At 34.8% G+C, this 18,810-nt stretch carries 25 protein-coding genes, 1 pseudogene and 1 other annotated feature; of the genes and pseudogenes, 5 read left to right on the top strand and 21 right to left on the bottom strand.

Translation table 11 applies throughout. The annotated features are described in order from the left end of the window. Positions 1–212: 212 nt before the first annotated feature. The 16 genes from BLT48_RS13150 to BLT48_RS13090 all read right to left on the bottom strand — a co-directional run bounded on the left by BLT48_RS13150 (position 213) and on the right by BLT48_RS13090 (position 9,082). Positions 213–1,016, bottom strand: a complete 804-nt coding sequence (locus BLT48_RS13150) for a DNA-methyltransferase (RefSeq protein WP_089978539.1) — start codon at positions 1,014–1,016, stop codon at positions 213–215. Positions 1,017–1,018: 2 nt separating this feature from the next. After that, positions 1,019–1,186, bottom strand: coding sequence for a hypothetical protein (locus tag BLT48_RS13950; protein ID WP_176944135.1), 168 nt, complete (start codon positions 1,184–1,186; stop codon positions 1,019–1,021). Beyond that, positions 1,183–1,650 carry a crossover junction endodeoxyribonuclease RuvC gene (locus BLT48_RS13145; RefSeq protein WP_089978536.1) on the bottom strand — a complete coding sequence of 156 codons (468 nt, stop codon included), beginning with the start codon at positions 1,648–1,650 and terminating at the stop codon, positions 1,183–1,185. Before BLT48_RS13145 ends, BLT48_RS13950 begins: the two co-directional genes overlap by 4 nt. Next, positions 1,647–3,116 (bottom strand): ATP-dependent DNA helicase, encoded by a 1,470-nt coding sequence (locus tag BLT48_RS13140; protein WP_089978535.1) that lies wholly within the window; start codon positions 3,114–3,116, stop codon positions 1,647–1,649. Before BLT48_RS13140 ends, BLT48_RS13145 begins: the two co-directional genes overlap by 4 nt. After that, positions 3,113–4,945, bottom strand: a complete 1,833-nt coding sequence (locus BLT48_RS13135) for a hypothetical protein (RefSeq protein WP_143019117.1) — start codon at positions 4,943–4,945, stop codon at positions 3,113–3,115. Before BLT48_RS13135 ends, BLT48_RS13140 begins: the two co-directional genes overlap by 4 nt. A gap of 364 nt (positions 4,946–5,309) precedes the next feature. Continuing rightward, positions 5,310–5,513 carry a hypothetical protein gene (locus BLT48_RS13130; RefSeq protein ID WP_089978530.1) on the bottom strand — a complete coding sequence of 68 codons (204 nt, stop codon included), beginning with the start codon at positions 5,511–5,513 and terminating at the stop codon, positions 5,310–5,312. A gap of 13 nt (positions 5,514–5,526) precedes the next feature. Beyond that, complete coding sequence (locus BLT48_RS13125) at positions 5,527–6,027, bottom strand: hypothetical protein (protein ID WP_089978529.1); 501 nt, start codon at positions 6,025–6,027, stop codon at positions 5,527–5,529. 20 nt (positions 6,028–6,047) lie between these two features. Further along, entirely contained in the window at positions 6,048–6,725 is a 678-nt protein-coding gene (locus BLT48_RS13120) for an AAA family ATPase (protein WP_226776753.1), read from the bottom strand. Between the two features lie 24 nt (positions 6,726–6,749). Then, a complete protein-coding gene (locus tag BLT48_RS13115; protein WP_089978525.1) occupies positions 6,750–7,226 on the bottom strand; it encodes a siphovirus Gp157 family protein in 477 nt (158 codons plus the stop codon). Continuing rightward, a complete protein-coding gene (locus BLT48_RS13110) occupies positions 7,226–7,426 on the bottom strand; it encodes a hypothetical protein (RefSeq protein ID WP_089978522.1) in 201 nt (66 codons plus the stop codon). Before BLT48_RS13110 ends, BLT48_RS13115 begins: the two co-directional genes overlap by 1 nt. Before the next feature lie 75 nt (positions 7,427–7,501). Beyond that, complete coding sequence (locus BLT48_RS13105) at positions 7,502–7,756, bottom strand: RNA-dependent RNA polymerase family protein (protein WP_089978521.1); 255 nt, start codon at positions 7,754–7,756, stop codon at positions 7,502–7,504. After that, positions 7,753–7,989 carry a hypothetical protein gene (locus tag BLT48_RS13100; protein WP_089978519.1) on the bottom strand — a complete coding sequence of 79 codons (237 nt, stop codon included), beginning with the start codon at positions 7,987–7,989 and terminating at the stop codon, positions 7,753–7,755. Before BLT48_RS13100 ends, BLT48_RS13105 begins: the two co-directional genes overlap by 4 nt. A gap of 149 nt (positions 7,990–8,138) precedes the next feature. Beyond that, positions 8,139–8,315, bottom strand: coding sequence for a hypothetical protein (locus tag BLT48_RS13945; RefSeq protein ID WP_176944134.1), 177 nt, complete (start codon positions 8,313–8,315; stop codon positions 8,139–8,141). 14 nt (positions 8,316–8,329) lie between these two features. Next, positions 8,330–8,548: a hypothetical protein gene (locus BLT48_RS13095; protein WP_089978517.1), complete on the bottom strand. Its 219-nt coding sequence runs from the start codon at positions 8,546–8,548 to the stop codon at positions 8,330–8,332. Positions 8,549–8,720: 172 nt separating this feature from the next. After that, positions 8,721–8,876 carry a hypothetical protein gene (locus BLT48_RS13940; protein ID WP_176944133.1) on the bottom strand — a complete coding sequence of 52 codons (156 nt, stop codon included), beginning with the start codon at positions 8,874–8,876 and terminating at the stop codon, positions 8,721–8,723. A gap of 14 nt (positions 8,877–8,890) precedes the next feature. After that, the gene (locus tag BLT48_RS13090; protein ID WP_089978514.1) at positions 8,891–9,082 is read right to left on the bottom strand and encodes a hypothetical protein; all 192 of its coding nucleotides are present in this window, start codon (positions 9,080–9,082) and stop codon (positions 8,891–8,893) included. 274 nt (positions 9,083–9,356) lie between these two features. On the opposite strand from BLT48_RS13090, the gene BLT48_RS13085 reads away from it, so the two are divergent. The 5 genes and pseudogenes from BLT48_RS13085 to BLT48_RS13065 all read left to right on the top strand — a co-directional run. Next, positions 9,357–9,677, top strand: coding sequence for a helix-turn-helix domain-containing protein (locus BLT48_RS13085; protein ID WP_089978513.1), 321 nt, complete (start codon positions 9,357–9,359; stop codon positions 9,675–9,677). Positions 9,678–9,687: 10 nt separating this feature from the next. After that, positions 9,688–10,032 carry an ImmA/IrrE family metallo-endopeptidase gene (locus tag BLT48_RS13080; RefSeq protein WP_089978511.1) on the top strand — a complete coding sequence of 115 codons (345 nt, stop codon included), beginning with the start codon at positions 9,688–9,690 and terminating at the stop codon, positions 10,030–10,032. Positions 10,033–10,095: 63 nt separating this feature from the next. Next, positions 10,096–10,299 carry a hypothetical protein gene (locus BLT48_RS13075; protein WP_089978510.1) on the top strand — a complete coding sequence of 68 codons (204 nt, stop codon included), beginning with the start codon at positions 10,096–10,098 and terminating at the stop codon, positions 10,297–10,299. A 69-nt stretch (positions 10,300–10,368) separates the two neighbouring features. Then, positions 10,369–11,001: a DUF4352 domain-containing protein gene (locus tag BLT48_RS13070; RefSeq protein WP_089978508.1), complete on the top strand. Its 633-nt coding sequence runs from the start codon at positions 10,369–10,371 to the stop codon at positions 10,999–11,001. A gap of 131 nt (positions 11,002–11,132) precedes the next feature. Beyond that, positions 11,133–12,134: pseudogene (locus BLT48_RS13065) on the top strand (recombinase family protein); the annotation flags it as partial. A gap of 227 nt (positions 12,135–12,361) precedes the next feature. Here the strand turns inward: BLT48_RS13065 and BLT48_RS13060 are convergent. The 5 genes from BLT48_RS13060 to tpx form a co-directional block, all read right to left on the bottom strand. Next, a complete protein-coding gene (locus tag BLT48_RS13060; RefSeq protein WP_226776678.1) occupies positions 12,362–13,006 on the bottom strand; it encodes a UPF0758 domain-containing protein in 645 nt (214 codons plus the stop codon). A gap of 63 nt (positions 13,007–13,069) precedes the next feature. Continuing rightward, entirely contained in the window at positions 13,070–13,729 is a 660-nt protein-coding gene (locus tag BLT48_RS13055) for an HAD family hydrolase (RefSeq protein ID WP_035022262.1), read from the bottom strand. Between the two features lie 18 nt (positions 13,730–13,747). Then, positions 13,748–15,055 (bottom strand): bifunctional folylpolyglutamate synthase/dihydrofolate synthase, encoded by a 1,308-nt coding sequence (locus BLT48_RS13050; RefSeq protein ID WP_035022259.1) that lies wholly within the window; start codon positions 15,053–15,055, stop codon positions 13,748–13,750. A 186-nt stretch (positions 15,056–15,241) separates the two neighbouring features. Continuing rightward, positions 15,242–17,887, bottom strand: a complete 2,646-nt coding sequence (locus tag BLT48_RS13045) for a valine--tRNA ligase (RefSeq protein ID WP_089978503.1) — start codon at positions 17,885–17,887, stop codon at positions 15,242–15,244. A 74-nt stretch (positions 17,888–17,961) separates the two neighbouring features. Continuing rightward, positions 17,962–18,198: a binding site (T-box leader), on the bottom strand. A 54-nt stretch (positions 18,199–18,252) separates the two neighbouring features. After that, positions 18,253–18,744, bottom strand: coding sequence for a thiol peroxidase (gene tpx / locus BLT48_RS13040; RefSeq protein ID WP_035022253.1), 492 nt, complete (start codon positions 18,742–18,744; stop codon positions 18,253–18,255). Between the last annotated feature and the right edge of the window lie 66 nt (positions 18,745–18,810).

Genomic DNA, 18,810 nt, shown 5'->3' with positions numbered 1-18,810 from the left:
TATCTCAATTTATTCAGCACATCTTTAGATTTCTGGTCTACGTCTGACATATCAATTTCAGCCTGTTTAAGCTTGTTTGCTTCGTTGGAAGACGTTTCCTTTAACTTGTAGCTAGAGCTGTCACGCTTGCTCCAAGTAATGCGAATACTGCGATTAATGTGATAAGTGTTGCTTTTAGTAGTTTCTTCATTTGTTTTCCTCCGATTCAATTTTTAAATACTCATTTCTAATTGTTCGTTTTTAACAATATGCTCAACGTTCAACATGGTCTCTTTTGATTTTTCATAAAATTCTTTTTCGATTTCGAAGCCAAAACTATTTCTGTCTAATTCATAAGCCGCTCTTAATGTTGAACCACTTCCAGCACAAGGATCAATGACTACATCACCTTCATCTGTAAATATTTCTATCAATTGTTTAATAACATTTACTGGTTTTTGTGTTGGATGTACTCTTGGATATTCTTTTTTACTGTCACGCTTCCACTCAAACCAGTTTTTAATCATTTTGCCTTTCACATCTTCTGTTTTTCCGTTCCTGAACTTGGGTAACTTATCGCGGTAAAGCACTACAGCATGCTCAGTTGCTCCAACAATTTTCATGTTCGATTTCAACACTTGAGAACTTGTGTTTTTTATAAAGAACAAAGGATATGAATTTTTAAATCCGTACTTTCGTCCGTATTCTTCAACTATTGGCATTTGTTGGTAAGAGCAAAATACAATCATGGCAGGAGCTTGATTCTTTTCTTTAGGTTCTTTTTTTAATAATTTGCTACAAAAGTGCATGTATTCAGCAAGGTTGAAATTTTCGTCCGTTTTAAAAAAAGAAGTGTTTGCTAACTTACTTTCTCCGTTTTTATTGTCTCCACCTACGTACCATTGATTGCTTGAAGCATATGCATTGTTCCCTAAGTTATACGGTATATCTGCGATTACCAATTGTGCTTTTGGTATGTTGTACCTTTTATAATTTTGAAAGTGATCTCTGTATAATTCCATTTTAATTTTACCCATCTCTACTTATCCCCCTTATCCACTACCGTTATCCCTAAATACCCTAATTCTTTCAAAACTTCCTTCTTCTTTTCTGGTTCAATCATGTCAGCCAGATTCAACTGTGTCGTGATAAGCTTCATGATCGTAGTTTCGTAATCTTCGGTTAGCTTGACTTTTACGCGTGTCATTTGGATACCTCCAGTTGTTCTGAGTAAGCTCTAGCAAAAAGGATGGCTTCACATTCATCTTCTGTAGGATTTATGTTATAAAGTTCGCTAACCATTTGAATGGCTTCTGCTTTTAGTTCTATGCGTTTTTTTGATTTGATTCCTACACGTTTACGCCATTCAGATGATTTGACCACGTTGACAATGTAGTTTCTTTCTTCTAAACATATTTCTAGCGTACCTTGAAGTTTTGCTAGTATTTCGTATACTTTAGGATTTTTCTGAACTTGGATGCCTTCGATGAAAACAAACGTCACTTGGTGAAAGTCGCATAAGTACATACACTTCTTAATTATTTTGCGAATACGTTCATTCGTCGAACCTTCTGGAGTGATTACACCATGTTCTAAAATGGTTGACGTTTCTTGATCCATTAGACACCAACCAGTTGCAGTGGTGGATTGGTCAAATGCGATAAGTTTCAAACGAGTTGGCTCCAATCTTTGTCTTTTTTGTACTCGTTCTTTATGTCATTTCCAATGATGATAAGACGTTTTTTAGCACGAGTTACAGCAACATAAGCTAAATTCTGTGTGTCATAAGAACTTGGTTGATAAGCTACTACGTCCCATTCACTTCCTTGTGATTTGTGGATGGTTAGACCGTAAGCAAGTGAAAAGTTGTGTTCCAAGTCTTTTCTGGAACGGAATATGATAGGCACGTTTGTTTTTTGATTGACTGCACGATTTGGATGTGTAATTTTAAATAGTTGACCATTGTAGAATCGTCCAGCTTCGTTTGTTGTTGCGATGATTTTATCGCCGACTGAAAATAATGGAGAAAGTGTTTGAATACCATTCTTTATTTTTCGTTCTTCATTTATTTGTTTAACAGTGTTATTCATGAACGAAAGCACAACTTCCGCACCTTGTGCATGTGCTTCAGATATTGAAGAAACTAAAGCAATGTTTGGCATTCTCATGTTTGCGTTTTGAGGAATACCTAGTATTTCACGGCCTAATGCGATAATGTCAGCTGATTCTGATCGTTTATTTTCTTTTAATTCACTTGTTGGGAACAGTTTTTGAATACGTTCAAAAGGTCTGCCATATTCGATTGGCGGCAGTTGGTTTTTATCACCAACGAATATCAATTGTTCAGTCGTGTGATGGTTCAGCAGTTTTAAAAGTAGTGGTGTTGACAACATGCCGCTTTCATCTATCACAATTGCATCGCAATCATTTGGCTTGTGTACGAATGAATGAATAGTACGGACGGTTGAAGTCGTGCCTATCTTATCTTGTAGTGCTTCTTTCGCTTTGTGAGTTGGTGCAAGTACAGAAACATTTTTTCCGTTCGCTTGTAGTTGCTTAATAATTTCGGCTGTTACAAAACTTTTTCCTGTTCCTGCTCCACCAATTAATACAGATGTTTGATTTGATAAACATTTCTGCAAGGCGTTAAGTTGTTCTTTTGACGACGATATTTGTTTAGATAAACGATGTTCATATACGACGTTATGCGTCTTTTGTGACTTCGGCATATGGTTGATGATGTCATGAAGCTTGATTGTTTCGACTGTTGTTAAAAAGAAGGGTTCTTTGTAAATAACTACGCCTGTTCCTTCTAAATTTTCTTGATACATCGGTACGATATCACTTCTATCCTTTTGCATACGTTCAGTTACTTCATGATAAATGCGAGCTTGTTCTTCTTGTTTTGGTGTATAAGGTATTTCGTGAGTTAAAATGATTTGTTTAGCGCGTTTAAAAGCTACTCGATCCAAATCCATCAGTATTTGAAAAGGATTTTTTTGCACTAACATTCTTTTGAAGAAAGACAGAGAATCGTATCCCTCTGCCCGGCCTTCATAGTTGTACTTGTTTTTTGCATGAGAATAGGTAAATGTTTGTTTGATATTTGATTCTAAAGATTGCGTAAAAGGTTTCATCGGTAAATCGCCTCCACTTCTTTTTCAGGTAGTCCGTCTGCCGATGCCTGCGAACGAGTTGCATTGATTAGTTCGGAAGCTTCTGTATGCCATTGTTCTAATTCTGGATTACTTAGTGTGTCACGTAAGAACATGTAAGCTTGACGATATTTTTCGTTACGCTCACCTTCTCGTAAACCACCATTCATTATTTCGTGTACGATTCTAGCTTGATCATGATTGAAATCCATTAGTGATTTATTGCTTTTCGGCTTAATGTCATACACATTTGCATATTTTTGAGCCAATGGTTTTTCTTTAGCAAATTGAGAAACATTTACAAAACCACCAATTACAGTTGATACGTGGGATTGAACTAGTGGATAACCCATTAATTGAGAAAGCTTTTTGCTAGCATTGTCTATTTCTAAATCCAAAAGTGCTGCTACACCTTCAACTGTGTTTTTGTAATCTTCTTTAGACATTTCTGTATCTGCAATAAGGATGATTCTCCATCTTTTAGAATTGTCAAAGTAATATTTAGCTGTTGGGTAAATGATTCCAAAGAAGTCTTGTAGTTCTAGTTTCTTCTCGATTTCTTCCCTTGTATATTCGCCATCATCCACATCTATTGAAATAAGTCTTTTACCACCTTGATAATTGGAGTCTTTTCGGTCATCGTTTCGATAAGAACCATCTAAGAAATAAGCAAGGTTGTGTTTTTTTATGTGTTTGTATTCTTCTTCGGTTGTTGCTCCTAAAAGAAGTTCTACTCCATGTACCTTTTGTTCTTCTATTTCGTCAACGTCTGCCAAGAACGATTTAAGGCTCTCAGAAGGACTGTTGTTCATTTGGCTTGTAACGTAACCAGTTTGGATGTTGAATGGCATAGTTGTTGATAAAACGTCTTGTAGTAGGAGTTCTTGTTCTTTCTCATGTTTAGACTCTGCATCTTCTTCATTTTTTAGTTCTTCTGCAAATAAATCTTCTTCATCCATGTAATTGAATCCATTAAAGAAGAATGCAGATTCAGGTATTACAATCCATCGCGCGTTTTCTTTACCTATCTTTTTGTTTTTGTTTAATTGATAAATGCCGATTTCTGTCGTTTCTTTTAAGGTAGTTGCGAGGTCTTGCGAACCGACAACTTGTTTGTATTGTGTAGGCTTCATATACCAGTTTGTTTCGATTTTTATTTGAACTGAACCACTCAAACGTGCCAAAGCTTCTACCATTTCTGTTTCTGTTGATACGTTTTGTTGGTACAAAGCAAACATCATACGATCAGCAGCTTCAACTTGTTCTATTTCAGCTACTATTAATTTGGGGTCTGCGTTCGGGTTACGAGTTTGGACGAAACCTATTTCATTTTGATAACGAAACCTATGCCCTTCGTATTGAAGGTTAAGAGAAGGGTCGTCCAATATAACAATAGCTGGCTTCTGCCAAGTTAGGCGATTAGTTATTTTTTGCCCAAGTGTTCTTTCAGCATTTTTATAAATAAGCATACTTTCTTCAAAACCATCCGCTACGTTCAAATCTAGTTTCTTTAAAGTAAAAGACGTATTTTTGTTTATGCTGGTTGTATAGTTTATTTTTTGAATAAGGATCAGTTTTTTTTCGTGTGTTTCCATTAAGAAATTTTGTGTTAGGTTTAAGTTTGAAAATGTAGCGATATCATCTTTTTCTAAACCTAATTCGCGCATTAATTCATAAGTTCGGTTATAGCCGCCCATGGCCAGAAATAGCACTTCTTCTTTTCCAACATGCTTTGCTAAACTTTTGGAACGGATGCGATCATATATTTTTTTTAGATTTTTTCTTGATTTGTCAAAAACTATTTCTCCCACTTGCATCCTGCCTTTCTATGTGTTATATTCAATTCAACAGAACACCCAATTTAAAAGATGTTGCCCTCAAAATTTTGTGAAAGTTACAAAAAAGAGGGTAACGTCTTTTTTTCTTATATATATTAATAATTTAGTTTACTAGGTGTAACTTTGTAACTTTTGCTTAGAAACTCTTTAATACCAACGGTTACGTAGGTTACAAGAATGGTTATGCCGAGGTTATTTTTACAAACATTTTGTAACTTTTTTTATTTTTTTGGTTATTTATTGCTCGACATAACTTTTTTGTAACCTCGCAAACCCTTGGTGCTATTGAAAAAGTTACAAGTCTTATTTTCTGTAACCATGTTTTGTAACCTGTTTTTTAATCTGTCGAGAAGATGTATTCCGTTCTGTTTTTTCTTTTCCCTGAAATTATTCCGGATAAATGAACTCTGGAACATCCTAAAAACTCACTAGCTTCTCCCACGGTGTTGAAGACTTTTTCTTCACCTGTAAATTTATTTCTAACAGTGACTTCTTTCGAGCGTTTCCTTTTAATCATTTTCATTTCTGTTTCACTTTTCACTTTAATAACTCCTTTAGAACGGTAAATCTAGTTCATCTTCATCAATTGAATCATCTAGTTCTGAAATTAATTGTTTAAAATCATAATTTCTGTAAGGAAAATCAGGATTCTTTTTGTTAGCTGCGATAGTTAAATCCATTTCAAACTGTTTTCCGATACCTTTCGATAATGCTTCGTTTGTCGCTACTTCATCAGCTAAGTCTTTATTTGTAAATTCAATGTCCAACATGCTGGCTAGTTTTAAAAGAGTACGTCCATTTTTGTTTAAAACAAACTCTGGCAAACCTTCATCGAAACTTAAATAAATGAATTCCATACGCCCTTTATCTTTTCCTGATACAACTTCCAAAGCAATTCCTAATTGTGTTCGGCTTGCTTTATCCACGCTCACTTGCGAAGATTTGAAGCGAACTGGATATTTACCCGCTGCTAGTTTTGAATTTGTTGCGATTGAGTCCGTTTCTGCGTTAAATCCTTCTTGTTTTACTTGTTTCAATGTGTCTAATAATCCCATTTTAATAATCCCCTTTTAGTTTAGTTTTTTTGTAAAGTTGGTAACAATTCTAATTGATCAATCGTTTGTAGGTTTCCAATAAGTTGATCTTTAGCCCTAGTCGATTGAGTAGGCTGGAGTACGATGACTCTTTTTCTTTTTTGTGTTTCTGGTTCTTTCATAATGACCATGCGCCCCACAATAGGAACAATTCCCATAATTGCGTCAAGGTTGCGAATATCTGGTTGAAATTGGGTATATACTCCGCCACTTTCTCGCGTGATTTCAACTTTCTTTTCGTGTGCAAAAAACAATAGATTTTTTTTAAGTTTTTTGAAGCTTGCGATGAAATCAAGTAGCACTCTATCGATTACTCCATAATCTTTTATTTCTGGCATGCCGCTTTTGGATAATGTTGCTTGTGCATTTAACCAGAACTTTTGGAACGTTGATAAGTTATCGATTACGATGTTGTCATACTCGTCTTTGTTCTTTACAACAAAGCGGTAAAAGTTACCTAATTCTTTATTTGGTTCTTGTGCGTCCATTGTTATGATGTCAACGTTCTCCAAATTGTGAAGAACTTGATACATGCCATCGATAGAAAACACAATCGTTTTACCAGTTAATGATTTAATCATGGTTGTTTTACCTATGCCTGGTTCGGAATAAATAATGCATGACCAATTTTGATATTTTTTAATATCGGTTGCTTTCATTACTTCCAATCTTTCTCACCTCCCTTATCTAATCCGAATACTTCTAGTGCTTTGTAACTCAGCACCGTCTACTTTTACGCCATTATTCAAATCTTCTTTAAGGATCGTTTTATTCAATTGTGGCGGCTGTTCAATGAAATACTTAGATAGTTTCTTTTCATCAGTTACCACTACACTTGGCTGGTTTTTCTGGATGGCCACTTTGATTAATTTGCCTTGCACCTTGTCCAATCCAACTTTTTCCATTGACTCTTGGATGTAAAGTTTTAAGTTTTTAGCATTGTTTTCCATCGCTGACTTAGCAGCTTGCATCCGTTTAATTTCACTTGCATAAGCATCTACATTTGCACCTAATTGTTTAATCACGTAAGCAGTGTTTTCAACTTTGTCATTAATAGCTTCGTCAATTGAATCTAGTGTGTCTTTTAACGTTTCAGCATCTAATTGTTCAGCAATTTCTAGTACATTTTGATAGTTTTGTGTTAGTTTGTATAAATTCATTACTGCATAACCTCCGCTTCCCCAAATTGATTTTCAATATAATTTTCCAAGTCCTCTTTTAACACTAGGACTACTTTTCCGGTTTCTTCCATGATTGTATAAACTTCATCACCTGGATAAATTTCTGATTGATTCCAATCAAATGCGATGGGTCTGTCTTCTGGTGGATCTAATAAAAATCGTGGTAATTCTTCAAACATATTTATTTACCGCCTTTCATGTGGTAAACTATGGGTAACTTATTAACGTATCGGACTAATTGGAGTGGGATCCTTTTAGTCTTTTTTTTCGTAATTAGCAAAAACACCCGTTTTTACATTAGAGCTATAAAAGAAATCACTGCCGGCTACAGATAGTGCTTCATCTACTTTAGGAAAACTATTCGCATATTCCACAGCTTCTTTTTCGTTCTTACGATTTACGAATACGTTTATTTTTGCATCCTTTTCTCTCATCGCCCTAACCACCGCCAACTCTTCATCCGTCACCAACATTTCTGTATAATTGATTCCGTTTAGTTTGTATGTCAATTGTTTTCCTCCTTGATAACTAAAGATTTATGGATAAATTTCCAATCTTCTATTTCTTCTTCTGTAGGTTCAACAGAATTACAAAATATAGCAAATCCTTTTTCAGTTATTTTTTCAGCGCCATCCACAACACGAATATCTCCTCCGGTCAATCTACTACCACCAATTTCCACAAGTACCACGTCTATATCTTCACTGTCTTTTAAAAGCTCTTTTAATTCTCCAATTGTCATCGTTTATTCCTCCTTGTCAGTCTGTATCACGATTGCTACTAAACCTTTGTCTAGTAACGTCTTTCTGAACGCATATGCTCGGCTTATCTGAACGAACATGGCGACTGTGGGTAAATCTTTACTAATTACATAAAACACTTGTGAACCTCCTAATTATCAAAAGTAGCTATTGTATATGTTTTGTTAGCTTCTCTCATCTTTTCTGCAAATGCTTCAAGTTCGTTGAATCCATTTTCTAACACGCTTTCGAATCCTGAATCATCACCATATAAAATTCCTTCAATAACCATCGCTACGTCTTCTGAACTAATATGTTTTACACTCATTATTTTTTCCTCCTTTACAGTTCTATTAGTACGCCGTTAACTCCATCTGCTATACTTTTAACTTCAGAATAAGTTGATTCACCGTTAGCTTTAAATATTTTAGCTGTGTTTTGGCTAACTTTGTGTTTGTATGTGCCTATAAATTCATTACCTTTTCTAGTGAAACCAATCACTTCTATTTCGGTTACAAAAGAACCTCCTATTTTTATAACAAAGCGTCTAGTTGGATACATATTTTTCTCCTCTCATATAACCCACACATCAACCAACAAAACTAACATCATGAAGCAAGCGGTGATGAATCCGTAAAACCAGTAGAAACTATTCTTGTCTATCCTCTTGCTCCCAAAGAAGAACATATTCGAGGACCAGATTAACTTTTTGATTGTTTCTAGGGACATGTGATCATCTCCTTCTCCTCAAATTATTTAATTCTTTCAATAGTTCTAGCTGCATTTCAAGCGGAACAACCACTTTTGATAAATCCTTAATAACGTTTCCGTTTTTGTCATAGTCCGTTATGATAAAATTTATTTCTTTCTTTTTTGTTTTAGTTGCCACGGTACAAAACCTCCTTATTTGACCCCCAAGACTTTAACTATTGTCAGTAACATTACATTTGCTTTTGGACCTGTTTTTTTTCCGTTTAAAACTTCGCTTAAATATTGAGGATTTTCGTCTATCAACATAGCTAAGTGTCTTTGCGGAATAGTGTGTTCTTCTAAATGATTTAAAATCTTACTTCTCAAAGCTTGTGTTTCTGGCATCTCTACAACCTCCTAAAAATAAATTAAGAAAAATAAGCTAATTTGTAAGCTAATGATTGACCGTAAATAGCTTTTATGCTAATATAAACCCATAGCAAATAAGCGCAAAACGACCATAACAACAACGTTGGGGAACGTGTTAAAAAAATGTCGATAACTTATTAGCTAACAAACTAGCTTATGAACATAGTATAATAGCTTAAAAGTTATTTGTCAAACTAAAATAGCTTAAAAGTTAATATTTATTTTCGTGAGCCTTTGAAAGGTGATAACCATGGGAATAGTAGACAGAATAAAAATATTGTGCGATAGTCATAAAACGACTTTTGCGGAGGTTGAAAGACACGTAGGTTTATCTAATGGACAAATTAGAAGATGGGATACTGCTTCTCCAAAATTAGAGAATATAGAAAAAGTGGCTGATTACTTTGATGTTTCAGTTGACTACCTACGAGGAAAAGATACTAAAGTTACGTTGCCTACTGATTTAGATAAAGTTTTAGACGGCATGATGAGTTTTGACGGAAAACCTATGACTGAAAATGATAGAGAGTCAATTCGTGCTTATCTTGAAGGAAGATTTAGCGATAAGTGAGGGAAAATATATGGATAGCGTCTTTGATTTACTTGAACTAAATAACATTGAGTTAGTTTTGATAAGTATTGAGAGCAATGGATATTATGATCCTGCTCTAAATATCATTTTCATTAATCAACTATTAGATGAGGAAAAACAAAAAGAGGTCATCCTTCATGAATTAGGACATGTTCTTAATCATAAGGATTTAGCTTCTTTATATAGCAATAAATCATACCGTTCTAAAATGGAAAACGAAGCAACTAAGTTTATGATTAAATACTTGATAAATGAATGTGAAGGACAATTCAATTATTCGAGTGTTTTAGAAAAGTATAATTTAGGTATAGGTTGGGAAGGCAAAATTAAATAAAAGGTAACATTATAATTGGTACATGCGTTATAATGAAATCATTACATAAAAAGGAGCGATCAAATGAAGTTCGGAATGCGTAAACCAAGTTTAAAGAAATTGATTAGAGCTCGAACTACTAGCAGGGCTAAAAGAGCAATTAAAAAATCAGTCATTCCTTTCTATGGTAAAAAAGGTTCTGGATGGATTAAAGATCCTAAGAAAGCTGCTTATAATGCAGTTTACAAAAAGACAACATTCTCAATATTTGACTTGTTTAAAAAATAAAAAAATATCCCTGCCGGTTGCCAATCAGCAGGGGTAATAAAAAATACATATACATTGGAGGAATGAAAAATGGCGAAGAAGAAATTGTTTGACGAACACGGTAATGAAGTGAAAGGTAAATTAAAAAAACCTTTTTATAAGAAAGTTTGGTTCTGGGTTTTAGCTGTTATTGTTGTAGCTGCTATTGGTGGAGGTTTAGGCGGAGAAGAAACTACATCTGACACGACTGCTGCTGATACAAAAGAAACAACTGAATCAACTCCAGCTAAAGAAGAACCAACATTTAAAGTTGGCGATGTAGTGACCGTTGGAGATATGGAATATACAGTTAATGGATTGGAAGTTAGCAAATCAGTTGGTCCAAGCATCATGCCTACAGAAGCTAAAGGAACTTTCTTGATTGTGGATTTAACAGTTAAAAATAACGGAAACGAAGCTGTAATGGTTGATAGTTCTTTCTTCAAATTAAAAGAAGGTGATAAAAGTTTTGAAGCAGATGCTGCGGGTTCTATGTCTGCTAATCAAGGAGACGATGGACAAATTACAAACTCTTTCTTCTTAGAAAACTTAAATCCTGATATTGAAATGCAAGGAAAAATTGTATTTGATATTTCTGAAGAACAAGCAAACTCTACAAAAACACAATTAGAAGTTGCTACTGGCGCTTTTGGAACTGAAACAGAATTAATTAACTTACATTAATATAAAAAAAGAACACCACTCTCCCCGACCAAAGCGAAAGTGGTGTTCACCATAATATTATGCAAAATGCCACGCTGTCATACGGTGCTATTTGCTTTGCTTAATTTTATCATATATTGGAGGAAAAATAAATGAAATTAAGGGCTGGTATCTATTTAAGAGTTTCCACATTTGAGCAAGTTAAAGAAGGTTACTCTTTACAAGCACAAGAAGAAAGGCTAACTAACTTTGCTTTAGCAAAAGATTACAACTTAGTAGCAAAATATATAGATCCTGGACATAGTGGTGCAAAACTAGACAGACCAGGTCTCCAAAGTATGATTGAAGATATTAAAAATAACAAATTAGACATTATTCTTGTTTATAAATTAGATAGACTTTCCCGTTCTCAAAAGCATACTCTTTATTTAATTGAAGATGTGTTTCTAAAAAATAACGTTAACTTTGTTTCAATGAGCGAATCGTTCGACACTACCTCTTCTTTCGGACGTGCTATGATTGGTATTTTATCTGTGTTCGCACAACTCGAAAGAGATACGATTACAGAACGTTTAACGATGGGTCGTGTAGAGAGAGCGAAAACGGGTTTGTATCATGGAGGCGGTAATTTTACGCCACTTGGATACGATTATATAGATCATATGTTAATAGTAAATGAATTTGAAGCTATGGTGGTAAAAGAAATATATAGTCTATATCTCCAAAAGAAAGGTGTTCGTCAAATAGTTATGGAACTGCACGACAAATATCCAGAACAAGTAACTACAAGAACTAAAATTAAAGGTGTACTCTCTAACCCGCTCTATATTGGTAAAGTAACTTTTGCTGGAGAAATACACGACGGACAACACGAATCAATTGTTGATGAAGAAACTTTCAATGCTGCTCAAAAAATAAGAGATAGCAGAATACTTTATAACTACTCTGGCCACGAACAAAAGGGATTATTGAATGGTAAGTTGTATTGTGGTAAATGTGGTGCAAAATACTATAGACAAGTTACCGGCAGCAAAAAGTATCGATACATTAAATATGCTTGTTCCTCTAAAAATTGGAGTTCTCCAAAACTAATTAAAGATAGAAAATGCGATAATAATAGATATAACGTAGAACAGTTAGAAAATCGAGTTATTGAAAGATTAAAAAAACTAACTTTGAAAGATTTGACTGTTCCAGAAAAAAATGGTGATATCGAAAAAAGGTCAACGATAAAAAAAGAAATAAAATCCATTGATAATCAAATAGAAAAACTAATCGAATTATTTCAATTCGGATCAATAACACCTGAAAAAATAAACGGACGCATTGAAAAATTAAATGTGCAAAAAATTAACTTAGACTTACTTTTAAATGAAATAGATTATAAAAAGGATGAAAAAGTTATACAAGAGTCTTTAAAAAATCTAAATGATTTTAATTGGGAAGAAGAAAATACATTAGCAAAAATAAAAATAATGGACACGTTTGTTGATACTATCACTGTAAATGGCGAACAATTAGACATAGTTTGGAATTTATAGCTAAAAGGATTGCTTATACTAGAATTAAGTCCTCCAATAAAAATAGTTTCTTTTTTAATAATTTCATTTTTTGTATTTAAGTAAAGAACGACTAGATGTTCTTGTTGCAGACCACGCATTTCTAAAAGCAACATTTCTCCTGCTTTCGTACTAGAAGTAATTTGTCCTATTTTGATTTGAGAGGCTTGCGAAATACGAAGACCTAATTCAATTGCTGCTTTTAATTCAATTGCTTTGATTCTCCCAATCCCAGCAACTGTCATCAGCTCTTGACAAGAGGCTGTCTTCAAATAATAGAGATCTTCAAACTGATTGAGCATGGATAACGCTAACGTAACAACATTTGTTCCTTTTGTTCCTGTTCTAAGCAAGATAGCAAGCAATTCGTGGTTAGCAAGAGCTTTCTCACCATATTGCTCTAGTCTTTCTCTAGGCCTTGATTGAATGGGAACTTCTTTTATAAGATTCATACTTTTTATTGTCATAAAAATCCTCCTTTTTCACATTAATATTATCCGCGAAAAGGGAGGAGGCAATTTTTTATTTTCCTATTGATTTTGTTGTTTAATAAAGGTTTTCACTTGATTTAAATCATCTAAAATCATGAGCGTTTTTTCTTTTGCTTCATTCGTTGGCAGTATTAAATCCGGTATCATAATAACTGGGATGTTAGCATCATAACTTGCTCGAATTCCATTAAGCGAATCCTCTAAAACAAGTGTATGCTCTTTTGGAACCTGCGTTTTTAACCATGCCTTTTCATAAATTTCCGGGCTTGGTTTTGCTCGAGTTACTTCATCTCCTCCAATAATGGCATCAAAATACGAAGTGAGTTGTTCTTTTTCTAAAAATAATGAAACAACCGATTTGATACTGCTAGAAGCAACTATCTTTTTTATATTTTTACTTTCTAAATAGTCCAGTAATTCAATCAGTCCTTTTTTCTTGCGCAACCCGTTAACTTCTACATGCTCTAGCAAAGCCTGACCGCCTTCATTAATAAGTGTCTCAGCTGCTTCTGTTTCAAATGTTAAATAAAGCTCCTTATGGAATTCTTCATCGGAGACACCAATATATTTTTCGTGAAACTCCCACGTATACGCCAAATCAATCCTTTTAGCAATCGTTCGATTTGCTTCATAGTAAAGCACTTCTGTATCAAACATTAGTCCATCCATATCAAAAATAACTGCTTCAATTTTGGTCATGATTTCTCCTCCAAATTTTTATTTCTTATTTGCTACTTTAATGTATGCTCTCACTTCAGAAACAAAATACAAAGATCCTGTTACAATCACTACACCATTTTCATCCATTTCATTAAGAGACTCTACCAATGCTTCTTGCCAATGTTCGATTACTGTTCCGTTCTTTAGCATTAGTTTGTTTAAGTCATCGATTCCAGCAGCTCTAGGATAGTTGAAACTCGTCAGAATCAAACGGCAATTCGGTATAGATTGCAATTGATCTGCCATCCCCTGAATGTCTTTATCCCGCATAGCTGCCATAATGATAGAGACCTCTTGTTGAGCAAAGTTTTTTTTAATCGTTTCAACTAATGTCTTTATTGCATGTTCATTATGAGCACCATCTAAAATCAGCAGCGGTTGATCGTTTATTTTTTCCATTCTTCCAGGCCAAAAAGTATTTTTTAGACCACTTCGTATTTTTTCATGATTCACAGCTAGACCTGTTTCATGACTGTAAACTCTTAATGCTTCAATTGCTACTGCTGCATTTTCTACTTGATGCCTTCCCAACATTTCTATTTGGATAGGACTAAGTCGCATAAAATCATCTTCAAATACGAATTGCTCCCCCCAAGTAGGAAGGGTCTGCCATTTTGTAACAAAAAAATCTTTATTATATTTCATTATAAGGCTATCTTGATCAGCTGCTTTCTGTTCGATTACTTCTAAAGCTTCTTTTCCAATTTTCCCGGTTACAACAGGAATAGCTGTCTTAATAATACCTGCCTTATTCAAAGCAATCTCAGACAATGTCTCTCCAAGCAAATTCATGTGATCCATTCCTATCGTTGTAATAACTGAGACTACTGGGTTAATAACATTTGTCGAATCATACAACCCACCTATCCCCACTTCAATTAGTACTACATCTGCATGTCCTTCACCAAAATAAATCAACATCATCATTGTAATAATTTCAAATTCACTTGGTCCGCCTAGGTCTATCTTTTTTAATTCTTCTGTAAGAGGATAGACAGTATTTGCTAAACGCAAAATCTCATCATCAGACAGTGGTTCACCATTGACGCTCACTCGTTCGTTAAACATTTCAATATATGGTGAAGTGAACGTCCCAACTATTTGTCCATTTGCTTCCAACATATTCCTCAAGAAAGCCAATGTAGAGCCTTTACCATTGGTGCCTGCTATATGAATCGATTTAAATTTTTTTTCTGGATGACCTAACTTACCTAACATCCATTCCATACGCTTTAATCCTGGCTTTTCACCAAAAGTTCTTGTTGCATGAATCCAGTTCAATGCTTCTTCATACTTAGTGAACATGACTTACCTCCACTTATTTATATTCCATACCTAGTTAATTATAAACTACCCTGTTCATTTCAACCATTAAAATATCGCCATTCATTCCATCCTTTACTATAATTCCTTCTCAAAAGAACAATAAAACGAGTAAAAAGCTAAGAGCGATCCTAGTTTTTACTCGTTTTATTTATAATAGGTTACTGATTAAAGTTGATTTTTCAGTACTTTTATACGTTCATTTACTGCAGCATGTTTTTCAAGGTAATCGCCTTGTTTTGCTTTTTCAGCTTCAACTACTGCATCAGGAGCATTATCTACGAATTTTTTATTCGCTAATTTTCCTTCTACACGTTTCACTTCTTTGTTCCATTTATCCAATTCTTTTTCTAAACGAGCGATTTCTTCTTCTAAATTGATCAATCCAGCTAGAGGCAAGTAAATTTCAGCACCTGTGATTACAGCTGACATAGCTGTTTCGGGAGCTTCTACATCACTTGAGATTGTCAATGTTTCAGGATTACAGAAGCGTTCAATATAAGAAGTATTATCTTTCAAGAATTGTTCGATTGTTTGATCGTTTGTTTTGATCAATATCTCAATTTTTTTAGATAATGGTGTATTTACCTCAGAACGGATATTACGAACCGAACGAATCAATTCCATCAGTACATCCATCCCTTTAGTCGCTGCTTCATCAGAAAGTTCTGGATGAACAACTGGGTATTCTGCTACCACTAAGGATTCTCCTTCGTGAGGAATATTTTCCCAAATCTCTTCAGTAACAAATGGCATGATTGGGTGTAACAGACGTAACGTCTGATCCAATACATAAGCTAAAATACTTCTAGTCGTTTGTTTTGCTTTTTCATCTTCTCCAAATAATACTTCCTTACTCATTTCGATGTACCAGTCACAAAAATCATCCCAAATAAAGTGATACAAGTGGCGACCCGCTTCACCAAATTCAAAACGCTCGAATAAGTCGGTTACTTTTTCAATGGTTTCATTTAATTTGGTTAAGATCCAGCGGTCAGCAACTGTTTTTTCACCTATTAAATCAATTTGATCGACAGTAAAGTTTTCCATATTCATCAATGCAAAGCGGCTAGCATTCCATATCTTATTGATAAAGTTCCATGCAGCATCCATTTTGTCATAACTAAAACGAACATCTTGCCCTGGAGCAGAACCATTAGACAAGAACCAACGCAGTGCATCCGCTCCATACTTTTCAATCACATCCATAGGATCGATCCCATTGCCTAGTGATTTACTCATTTTACGGCCATCTGTATCACGGATAAGACCATGAATCAATACATTATTAAATGGTCGTTTTCCAGTAAATTCTAAACTTTGGAACATCATGCGGCTAACCCAGAAGAAAATAATGTCGTATCCTGTTACCAAAGTATTGGTAGGGAAATAACGATTGAAATCTTCAGAATCTTCATCGGGCCATCCCATTGTAGAAAACGGCCATAAAGCTGAACTAAACCACGTATCCAAAACATCTGGATCTTGTACCCAATTTTCATTATCTTCAGGTGCTTCCATTCCTACATATAACTCACCACTTGTTTTATGGTACCAAGCAGGAATACGGTGACCCCACCACAATTGGCGTGAGATTACCCAATCGTGAACATTTTCCATCCAACGCATATAGGTATTTTCGAAACGCTCTGGCACAAAATTAACTTTCTCTTCTGTTCCTTGGCTTTCGATTGCTTCTTTAGCTAGTGGTGCCATATTTACAAACCATTGCGTAGATAACCTTGGTTCTACTACAACTCCTGTGCGTTCTGAATGACCAACACTGTGAACCACTTTTTCGATTTTGATCATTCGTCCTTCAGCTTCTAAATCTTTTACCACGGCTTTACGAGCTTCAAAACGATCCATCGATTCATACTTGCCAGCCAATTCATTCATTGAACCATCATCATTCATCACATTAATTTGTGGCAAATTGTGACGTTTCCCAACTTCAAAGTCATTCGGATCATGAGCAGGAGTGATTTTCACAACACCTGTACCAAAATCCATTTCAACATAATCATCTACTATAATTGGGATTTCACGATTCATTAAAGGCAAGAGAACGGTCTTACCGATCAATTGTTGGTAGCGCTCATCGTCTGGATGAACCGCAATTGCTGTGTCTCCTAGCATCGTCTCAGGTCGCGTTGTCGCAATTTCTACTACTCCGCTACCATCTGTTAAAGGATAACTCATATGATAAAAGGCACCTTCAACATCTTGGTGAATAACCTCAATATCTGATAAAGCTGTTTTAGCTTTTGGATCCCAGTTGATGATATATTCTCCACGGTAAATTAGTTTTTTATCGTACATCGTTACAAATACTTTACGAACCGCTTCAGATAATCCGTCATCTAATGTAAAACGTTCACGGCTATAGTCAACTGAAATACCAACTTTTGCCCATTGTTCACGAATCACACTAGCGTATTCTTCTTTCCAATCCCAGACAGTATCAATAAACTTTTCACGTCCTAAATCGTAGCGTGAAATACCATTTTCAGCTAATTTAGCTTCTACTTTTGCTTGGGTTGCAATCCCTGCATGATCCATACCTGGCAACCATAAAGTGTCAAAGCCTTGCATTCTTTTTTGTCTAACAATAATATCTTGTAAGGTTGTATCCCATGCATGACCTAAATGCAATTTCCCTGTTACGTTTGGAGGAGGAATAACGACAGAGTAAGCCTCTTTTGTCTTATCTCCACTTGGCTTAAATAGCCCTTTTTCTACCCATTTTTCATAACGACCAGCTTCTACTTCATTTGGTTGGTATTTAGTAGACATTTTCAATTCATCAGTCATTCTATCTCTCCTTTACAATTTTAATTAAACGATTTATACAAACAAAAAAAGCACCCGTCCTAATAATAAATTATTATTAGGACGAATGCTGTTCACTCGCGGTACCACCTATATTGCGTACTTTTACTAATTTCAAAAGTACACCTCTTAGTTCCAATTTTAACGGATCGTTACTCCGAACAAAGTTACTGTATATTCACCTTGTCAGCTCCCAAGCTACCTTCATTTTATCACGACTAAGAACTCCCAGCATTCGTTCTTTTCTCTATCAGTCAGCAAATAAAATTACTCTTCTTGTTCATTGCCTTTTATTTTTACATAGTAGCATTAAAAAAGTTATTTTTCAATACATCTTATGGATTTCATTAACGTGCTGCTCTAGCTGCTTTGATCGCTTTATCATAGTCAGGTTCACTAGACATTTCAGGAACGATTTCTTGATACGTGATTTCACCTCTTGGGTTAACAACAAATACTGAGCGTGCTAATCGATCAAGATCTTCCATTACTAAACCATACGCGTTACCAAAACTTAATTCACTATCATGCAACATTTCCATTGAAATGTCTTTTCCAGCACACCATTCAGCTTGTTCTTCTTTGGTGTTATTTGAAATAGTGATCAATTGCACACCCTCTAATTCGCTGGCGATTTTATTGAATTCTTTTGCTTGTAAAGCACATACTCGTGTATCAATATCTGGAATGACACTGATTAAAACAACTTTTCCGGAAAATTCGTTTAATCCAACTGTTTCATCCACTAAGTTTTTAATATTAAATTCAGGCGCTTTATCTCCAACCTTTGTTTGAATACCTCTTAGTTTATGTGGTGTACCTTTTCTAGTAATTTCCATATTAAACACTCCTATTCTAAGACTTATCTTAGAACAGTATACGAATAATCATTTTTTAAAGCAATA

Source organism: Carnobacterium viridans, assembly GCF_900102725.1.
GTDB lineage: Bacteria > Bacillota > Bacilli > Lactobacillales > Carnobacteriaceae > Carnobacterium_B > Carnobacterium_B viridans.
Note: the sequence above shows the minus strand (reverse complement) of the source record. Positions and strands in the feature narration are given on the sequence as shown.

Excerpts from the sequence above, each read along its gene's own strand:
- BLT48_RS13070 (WP_089978508.1), top strand. The coding sequence starts at position 10,369 with ATGGCGAAGAAGAAATTGTTTGACGAACACGGTAATGAAGTGAAAGGT.
- BLT48_RS13120 (WP_226776753.1), bottom strand. The coding sequence starts at position 6,725 with ATGAAAGCAACCGATATTAAAAAATATCAAAATTGGTCATGCATTATT.
- BLT48_RS13085 (WP_089978513.1), top strand. The coding sequence starts at position 9,357 with ATGGGAATAGTAGACAGAATAAAAATATTGTGCGATAGTCATAAAACG.
- BLT48_RS13150 (WP_089978539.1), bottom strand. The coding sequence starts at position 1,016 with ATGGGTAAAATTAAAATGGAATTATACAGAGATCACTTTCAAAATTAT.
- tpx (WP_035022253.1), bottom strand. The coding sequence starts at position 18,744 with ATGGAAATTACTAGAAAAGGTACACCACATAAACTAAGAGGTATTCAA.
- BLT48_RS13945 (WP_176944134.1), bottom strand. The coding sequence starts at position 8,315 with ATGAGTGTAAAACATATTAGTTCAGAAGACGTAGCGATGGTTATTGAA.
- BLT48_RS13125 (WP_089978529.1), bottom strand. The coding sequence starts at position 6,027 with ATGGGATTATTAGACACATTGAAACAAGTAAAACAAGAAGGATTTAAC.
- BLT48_RS13100 (WP_089978519.1), bottom strand. The coding sequence starts at position 7,989 with ATGACAATTGGAGAATTAAAAGAGCTTTTAAAAGACAGTGAAGATATA.
- BLT48_RS13115 (WP_089978525.1), bottom strand. The coding sequence starts at position 7,226 with ATGAATTTATACAAACTAACACAAAACTATCAAAATGTACTAGAAATT.
- BLT48_RS13045 (WP_089978503.1), bottom strand. The coding sequence starts at position 17,887 with ATGACTGATGAATTGAAAATGTCTACTAAATACCAACCAAATGAAGTA.
- BLT48_RS13060 (WP_226776678.1), bottom strand. The coding sequence starts at position 13,006 with ATGACAATAAAAAGTATGAATCTTATAAAAGAAGTTCCCATTCAATCA.
- BLT48_RS13095 (WP_089978517.1), bottom strand. The coding sequence starts at position 8,548 with ATGTATCCAACTAGACGCTTTGTTATAAAAATAGGAGGTTCTTTTGTA.
- BLT48_RS13075 (WP_089978510.1), top strand. The coding sequence starts at position 10,096 with ATGAAGTTCGGAATGCGTAAACCAAGTTTAAAGAAATTGATTAGAGCT.
- BLT48_RS13080 (WP_089978511.1), top strand. The coding sequence starts at position 9,688 with ATGGATAGCGTCTTTGATTTACTTGAACTAAATAACATTGAGTTAGTT.
- BLT48_RS13140 (WP_089978535.1), bottom strand. The coding sequence starts at position 3,116 with ATGAAACCTTTTACGCAATCTTTAGAATCAAATATCAAACAAACATTT.
- BLT48_RS13110 (WP_089978522.1), bottom strand. The coding sequence starts at position 7,426 with ATGTTTGAAGAATTACCACGATTTTTATTAGATCCACCAGAAGACAGA.
- BLT48_RS13055 (WP_035022262.1), bottom strand. The coding sequence starts at position 13,729 with ATGACCAAAATTGAAGCAGTTATTTTTGATATGGATGGACTAATGTTT.
- BLT48_RS13050 (WP_035022259.1), bottom strand. The coding sequence starts at position 15,055 with ATGTTCACTAAGTATGAAGAAGCATTGAACTGGATTCATGCAACAAGA.
- BLT48_RS13950 (WP_176944135.1), bottom strand. The coding sequence starts at position 1,186 with ATGACACGCGTAAAAGTCAAGCTAACCGAAGATTACGAAACTACGATC.
- BLT48_RS13090 (WP_089978514.1), bottom strand. The coding sequence starts at position 9,082 with ATGCCAGAAACACAAGCTTTGAGAAGTAAGATTTTAAATCATTTAGAA.